Origin of the sequence: Pantoea sp. CTOTU49201 (genome assembly GCF_032054795.1) — a bacterium.
In the GTDB taxonomy this organism is placed as follows: Bacteria; Pseudomonadota; Gammaproteobacteria; order Enterobacterales; family Enterobacteriaceae; genus Pantoea; species Pantoea symbiotica.
In genome coordinates, this window is the sequence record NZ_DAMBSA010000172.1 from 1,690 (window position 1) to 9,245 (window position 7,556).

4 protein-coding genes are annotated in these 7,556 nt (G+C 57.3%); 3 read left to right on the forward strand and 1 reads right to left on the reverse strand.

Going from position 1 to position 7,556, the window contains the following annotated elements; translation table 11 throughout:
* A partial coding sequence (gene tadA, locus RTY00_RS13245) for a tRNA adenosine(34) deaminase TadA (protein ID WP_312664764.1) occupies positions 1-420 on the forward strand: 420 nt, incomplete at its 5' end.
* Here tadA and mltF read toward each other — a convergent pair.
* Positions 417-1,874, reverse strand: coding sequence for a membrane-bound lytic murein transglycosylase MltF (gene mltF, locus RTY00_RS13250; protein ID WP_008101499.1), 1,458 nt, complete (start codon positions 1,872-1,874; stop codon positions 417-419). The two genes, tadA and mltF, sit on opposite strands and share 4 nt — an antisense overlap.
* 270 nt (positions 1,875-2,144) lie before the next feature.
* Between mltF and purL the strand changes: the two genes are divergently transcribed.
* Together purL and RTY00_RS13260 are read left to right on the forward strand one after the other, a co-directional pair.
* Positions 2,145-6,035, forward strand: coding sequence for a phosphoribosylformylglycinamidine synthase (gene purL / locus RTY00_RS13255; protein WP_312664765.1), 3,891 nt, complete (start codon positions 2,145-2,147; stop codon positions 6,033-6,035).
* A 606-nt stretch (positions 6,036-6,641) separates the two neighbouring features.
* Positions 6,642-7,556 (forward strand): histidine kinase dimerization/phospho-acceptor domain-containing protein (locus RTY00_RS13260; RefSeq protein ID WP_312664766.1); only part of this gene is annotated, 915 nt, incomplete at its 3' end.

Here is a 7,556-nt window from a genome sequence, read left to right on the forward strand (position 1 = left end):
GTGCCGGTCGGTGCGGTGCTGGTGCAGGGCGACAAGGTGATTGGCGAAGGCTGGAATCGGCCGATTGGTCAGCACGATCCTACCGCACATGCCGAGATCATGGCGCTGCGCCAGGGCGGCAAAGTACTGGAAAACTATCGATTGCTGGATACCACGCTGTACGTCACGCTGGAACCCTGTGTGATGTGCGCCGGTGCGATGGTGCACAGTCGCATCACGCGACTGGTGTATGGCGCTAAAGATGAGAAAACCGGCGCGGCCGGTTCACTGCTGGATGTGATTGGTCATCCCGGCATGAATCATCAAATTCAGATTGATTGCGGCGTGCTGGCGGAAGAGTGTGCCGGGATGCTGAGTGACTTCTTCCGCATGCGTCGCGAGCAGAAGAAGGCGCTGCGTCAGGCGCAGCGCACCGGTTAATTCATCGCAATTTTCGGTTCAACCGCCGGGTAACCGGCGCCTAATTCCGCTTCCAGCGCCGACTGCTGCGCTAAACGCTTCTCCTGCTCCTGCAAATATCCCACCAAACTGATCTGATACTTACGGATGTTCTCAACGTAGTTATAGGCTTCGTGGCCGCGCGCGTAGCCGTAGGTGGTTTGCGTGTAGTAGCGCTTCTGGCTGAGCATTGGCAGGCGCAGCTTCACGTCGGCCCAGCTGTCCGGATTGCCGCCCTGTTTCGCCGTTAGCTTGCGCACGTCCAGCATGTGCGCGTAGCCCATGTTGTACGCCGCCAGCGCGAACCAGATACGTTCATCTTCCGGAATGGTCTCCGGCACTTTCTCCATCATGCGCTTGAGATATTCGCTGCCGCCACGAATGCTCTGTTCGGGATCGAGGCGATCGTCAACGTCGAGGCTATCAGCGGTATTACGCGTCAACATCATCATGCCGCGCACGCCGGTTGGCGACGTAGCCTGCGGATTCCAGTGCGATTCCTGATAAGAGATCGCCGCCAGTAAACGCCAATCCATGCTGGCGGAATATTTCTCAAACAGCGGTTTGATATCCGGCAGCGTGTTATCAATGGCGCGCAGGAAGGTGCGGGTATCAACGTAATCAAAGGTGCCAACGTGGCCGAGATACTTCTCTTCCAGTCGCGCCATGGTGCCTTCCTCGCCCATCTGGCTGTAGAAGTCGAGCATCGCCGCGCTGAGGCTGTCGTCATCGTTACGCGGCAAATACCAGGTTACCGGCTCTTCATCGGTTACATCAAACGCTACCGCCAGCTGCGGATGAATGCGCTGCAGCAGGCCGATAGTGACCGAATCGCCCACCGTGTAATCGAGTTTGCCGTCGGCAACCGCTTCAAGCAGCGCTTTCTGGCCCTGATCGGTGGAGATCGCCCAGTCGAGATCGGGATAGCTGTCAGCTTTGGCGGAACGTAAAGTTGACAGATATGCCGAACCGGACTGCACAATCAGGCGGCCTTTGAGATCGCCGAGATTCTTCGGCCGGGGCTTATCAATGCGGTACACCAGCTGCTGCGACACCGAATAGTAGCTCGGACCACTTTGGTAGTGCGCGAGGCGCTCGCTGTTGTAGATCAAGCCGGCAGCCAGCAAATCCGCCTTACCGTCATCGAGGTCGTCAAACAGGTCGCCAAGGTTAGGACGCACCTCAACTTCCAGTTTCACGCCCAGGTAATCGGCGAAGCGCTTCGCCAGCTCGTAATCCATACCGGCTGGTGCATTGTTAATGGTGTAGTAAGTCAGCGGAGAGTTAACGGTACTGATGCGCAGCACTCCGCGTGATTTGATCTGTGATAGCGCGTCTGTTCCGCCCCCGTACCACGGGATGGAAGGCCACAATGCTAGCGCAAGCAGCACGGTGATCAGACCGATAAACAGATAGTTTATTTTTAGGCGTTTCAAATAGTTGTCTCGTAATGGCTCACAGGCCTCTGTCTTTTAAAGGCAGTATTTATGTTGTTTTAACTCCCAGAGCGAGGGGCATTTTGCGCAACAAAAAGGGGCAGGGCAACTTTTATAGCAAGAATTGTGCAAAATTCAGCCAAACGCCAGGTGCCAGAATTTATGCGCAAACGGTTTCGTAACCCGAGCTGTTTCTCTATAATACCGCCCGTTTTCCCCTGTTGCGCCCAATGAAGCGTCGCCCGGCACTTCAAAGACGAGAGATCTTTAATGATGGAAATTCTGCGTGGTTCGCCCGCTCTGTCGGCATTTCGTGTAAACAAACTGCTGACCCGCTTTCAGGACGCTCACCTTCCGGTGAGTGATATTTACGCCGAGTACGTCCATTTTGCCGATGTTAGTACACCGCTCAGCGCGGATGAGCAAGCCCGCCTGCAACGCCTGCTGAAATACGGTCCTTCTCTCGCCGAACACGCGCCACAAGGGCGTCTGTTGCTGGTAACGCCGCGTCCCGGCACCATCTCTCCGTGGTCATCGAAAGCCACCGACATCGCCCACAACTGCGATCTGCCACAGGTATTGCGTCTTGAGCGCGGTATGGCCTTCTATGTGCAGGCACCTGAGCTGACGGAAGCACAGTGGCAGCAGCTGGCGAGCCTGCTGCATGACCGCATGATGGAAACGGTGTTCGCTGACCTCAACGATGCGCAGCAGCTGTTTGCTCACCATCAGCCGCAGCCGCTGAAAAGCGTTGACGTGTTGGGCGCCGGTCGCAGTGCGCTGGAGCAGGCCAACACCACGCTGGGCCTGGCGCTGGCCGATGATGAGATCGATTACCTGCTTGATGCCTTTACTAAGCTGGGCCGCAATCCAAACGACATCGAGCTCTACATGTTTGCGCAGGCAAACTCTGAGCACTGTCGTCACAAGATCTTCAACGCCGACTGGATTATCGACGGCGAAAAGCAGCCGAAGTCGCTGTTTAAAATGATCAAAAACACCTTTGAACATAATCCTGAGCACGTGCTGTCTGCTTATAAAGACAACGCAGCGGTAATGGAAGGTTCTGAGGTTGGCCGCTTCTACGCCGATGCGCAGAAGGGCGAATATGAATTCCATCAGGAAGCCGCACATATCCTGATGAAAGTCGAAACCCACAACCACCCAACCGCTATTTCGCCGTGGCCGGGTGCCGCGACCGGTTCCGGTGGCGAGATTCGTGATGAAGGCGCAACCGGACGCGGTGCCAAGCCAAAAGCCGGTCTGGTCGGTTTCTCGGTATCGAACTTGCGTATTCCAGGCTTTGAACAGCCGTGGGAAGAGGATTTCGGTAAGCCGGATCGCATTGTCACCGCGCTGGATATCATGACCGAAGGCCCATTGGGCGGCGCGGCGTTTAACAACGAATTTGGTCGTCCAGCCCTGAACGGCTACTTCCGTACCTATGAAGAGCGCGTCAACAGCCACAATGGCGTTGAGCTGCGCGGCTACCACAAGCCAATCATGCTGGCGGGCGGCATCGGTAACATCCGTGCCGATCACGTGCAGAAAGGCGAAATCGTGGTGGGCGCCAAACTGATCGTGCTGGGTGGACCGGCGATGAACATCGGTTTGGGCGGCGGCGCAGCGTCATCAATGGCATCTGGCCAATCGGATGCCGATCTCGACTTTGCGTCAGTACAGCGCGACAACCCAGAAATGGAGCGTCGTTGCCAGGAAGTGATCGACCGCTGCTGGCAGCTGGGCGAAGCCAACCCGATTCTGTTTATCCATGACGTCGGCGCGGGCGGTCTGTCGAATGCGATGCCAGAACTGGTGAGCGACGGTAATCGTGGCGGTAACTTCAACCTGCGCGACATCCTCAGCGATGAGCCAGGTATGAGCCCGCTGGAAGTGTGGTGTAACGAGTCGCAGGAACGTTATGTACTGGCGGTTGCCCCTGCACAACTGGCGCTGTTTGACGAGCTGTGTAAGCGTGAACGCGCGCCTTATGCCGTCATCGGTGAAGCTACCGAAGAGCTGCATCTGAACCTCGCCGACAGCCATTTCGACAACAAGCCAATCGACATGCCGCTCGACGTGCTGCTGGGCAAAACGCCGAAGATGACGCGTGATGTTGCCAGCCAGCAGGCTAAAGGTGATGCGCTGCAGCGTGACGGCATTAGCGTGGCGGATGCGGTAAATCGCGTGCTGCACTTGCCAACCGTGGCAGAAAAAACCTTCCTGATCACCATTGGTGACCGCAGCGTAACCGGTATGGTCGCGCGCGATCAAATGGTGGGTCCGTGGCAGATTCCGGTTGCGAACTGCGCCGTCACCACCGCCAGCCTCGATAGCTATCACGGTGAAGCGTTCTCCCTTGGTGAACGTGCGCCCGTCGCATTGCTCGACTTCGCTGCCTCAGGTCGTCTGGCCGTCGGTGAAGCGCTGACCAACATCGCTGCAACCTCAATTGGTTCGCTGCAACGCGTTAAGCTGTCTGCGAACTGGATGGCCGCAGCCGGTCATCCGGGCGAAGACGCCGGCTTGTACGCTGCGGTGAAAGCGGTCGGCGAAGAGCTGTGTCCGGCGCTGGGTATCACCATTCCGGTGGGCAAAGACTCGATGTCGATGAAAACCCGCTGGCAGAATGGCACCGAGCAGTGCGAAATGACCTCGCCGCTGTCGCTGGTGATCACCGCCTTTGCGCGCGTTGAAGATGTGCGTCGCACCGTGACGCCGCAGCTGCAAGCGGATCAAGACAACCTGCTGTTGCTGGTGGATCTCGGCAACGGCGCGAACACGCTTGGCGCGACCGCGCTGTCGCAGGTTTATCGTCAGCTGGGCGACAAGCCTGCTGACGTGCGTGACGCCACGCAGCTGGCGGGCTTCTTCAACGCCATTCAGGCGCTGGTGGCCGAGCAGAAACTGCTGGCTTACCACGACCGCTCTGACGGCGGCCTGCTGGTTACGCTGGCGGAGATGGCCTTCACCGGTCACTGCGGTATCGAAGCCGATATCGCCGCGCTGGGCAGCGATGCGTTAGCCGCACTGTTCACCGAAGAGCTGGGTGCGGTGCTGCAGATCAACGCAGCGGATCGTGCAGCAGTCGAGAAGGTGTTTGCTGACCACGGCCTGAGCGCTAACCTGCATGTGATTGGTAAAGCGTTGCCGGGCGATCGCTTTGTGATCCGTTCTGGCGACAGCGCGGTGTACAGCGAAAGCCGTACCACGTTGCGTACCTGGTGGGCAGAAACCACCTGGCAGATGCAGCGTCTGCGTGATAACCCAGCCTGTGCCGATCAGGAGCATGAAGCGAAGAAAGACGATAACGACCCAGGTCTGAACGTCCATCTGACCTTCAAACCAGAAGAAGATGTTGCGGCACCGATGATTGCGACGGGCGCACGTCCGCGTGTGGCAGTGCTGCGTGAGCAGGGCGTCAACTCACACGTGGAAATGGCTGCCGCCTTCCATCGTGCGGGCTTTACTGCGGTTGATGTGCACATGAGCGATCTGCTGGCTGGTCGTCGCGGTCTGGAAGAGTTCCAGGCGCTGGTCGCCTGCGGCGGCTTCTCATACGGTGACGTGCTGGGCGCGGGCGAAGGTTGGGCGAAATCCATCCTGTTCAACGGCCGCGTGCGTGATGAGTTCGAGAACTTCTTCCATCGCCCACAAACGCTGGCACTTGGCGTGTGTAACGGTTGCCAGATGATGTCGAACCTGCGTGAACTGATTCCAGGCAGCGAACTGTGGCCACGCTTTGTGCGCAACCAGTCCGAGCGTTTTGAAGCGCGTTTCAGCCTGGTTGAAGTGGCGGCGAGCCCATCGCTGCTGCTGGATGGCATGGTCGGATCGCATATGCCAATCGCGGTATCGCACGGTGAAGGTTTTGTCGAAGTGCGTGACGGCGCGCATCTGGCACAGCTGGAGAGCAAAGGTCTGGTGGCGCTGCGCTTCATCGATAACTTCGGCAAAGTGACAGAAAGCTATCCGGCCAACCCGAATGGCTCACCAAACGGCATCACTGCGGTAACCAACGAAAGCGGCCGCGTCACCATTATGATGCCGCACCCAGAGCGTGTGTTCCGTACCGTGAGCAACTCATGGCATCCGGCAGAGTGGGGCGAGGACAGCCCGTGGATGCGTATTTTCCGCAACGCGCGCAAGCAGTTGGGATAAGCAAAACAAAGGCCGCTAAACAGCGGCCTTTTTCACATCTCCCGTAGGGTCGCCATTCATGGCGACCTTGCTAAAATCCGCATGATTCTCAAACTGTCGGAAAACAACGACAATCCCGCCTACACCTTGTCGCCAAATGGTGACATTTAACTCATTGATTTATATAAATGGGAAATTAACGCGCCAAACTCGTTGCTAATCAGCGACACTTTTCAAAGACCGTCCGGTCCGCTTTTCGCCTAAACGCCGCTTCCTGTCTGGCATTCCTCTGATAATAAACGCTATTTATTTATTGGCACGATACTTGCTATACTCCTTGCGTGGCTCATTCACCTGTTTATGATTGCCCCGCTTTAGCGGCTGAGCTCATAAAAACCGAATGACGCACCAAACGGAGCCTGTCGTCCACCTCACCGATAATCGTTTGCTCTGCAACGTTATCAAACATCGGACGCAACGTTGAGTTAGGCTCCACCTAATTTGCAAGCGATGCTGCGGCGTCGCTCTCACGGCAGGCCAAAAGGCCTGCCGTTTTCATATCTGGCCTTTCTTCCCTTTTGATACTTCGCTAGCATGCCTGCAGCTCACATTTAAGGAAGCGCGGTTGTGATGAAATGGCGTCTGTTTCCCCGATCCCTGCGGCAGTTGGTGTTAATGGCTTTCCTGCTGGTACTGCTGCCGTTGCTGGTGCTGGCGTGGCAAGCGTGGGAAAGTCTTTCGGCGTTAAGCAACCAGGCAGCCGATACCAACCGCAACACCTTTACCGATGTGCGTCGCAGCGAAGCGATGGCGCGAACCGCGCTGGAGCTGGAGCGCAGCTATCGTCAATATTGCGTGCTCGGCGATGTGTCGCTGGCGAAGCTGTATCAAACGCAATGGACGCGCTACGGCCAAATGCTCAGCAGCCACGCCGCCAGTTTGCCCGATCTGCCCTCCTTCAAAGTGCTGCAAACCACCTTGCCGCAGCTGCAGCAGTTGCAGTGCGACAACGGCAATCCCGAGGCGCAAGCCGCCAGCGCGCTGGAGCGCTTTTCCGATACCAATACGCAAATGGTGCAGGCAACGCGCGAAGTGGTGTTTTCGCGCGGTTTACAGCTGCAGCGTGAAATCGCCGATCGCGGCCAGTTTTTTGGCTGGCAGGCGCTGATTTTGTTCCTGATAAGCCTGGTGTTGGTCTTGCTGTTTACGGGGATGATCATCGGTCCGGTGAAACGGGTTGAACGCATGATCAATCGATTGGGCGAAGGTAAAGCGCTGGGTGATAGCGGCAGCTTCCGGGGGCCGCGTGAGATCCGGTCGCTGGGGCAGCGCATCGTCTGGCTGAGTGAGCGCTTAAGCTGGCTGGAAGAGCAGCGCCACGAATTTTTGCGTCACCTGTCGCACGAGCTTAAGACGCCGCTCGCCAGCCTGCGTGAAGGCACTGAACTGCTGGCCGATCAGGTCGCTGGTCCCCTGAATGCCGAGCAGCAGGAAGTGGTGGCAATACTCGATACCAGCAGCCGCCATTTACAGCGGCTAATC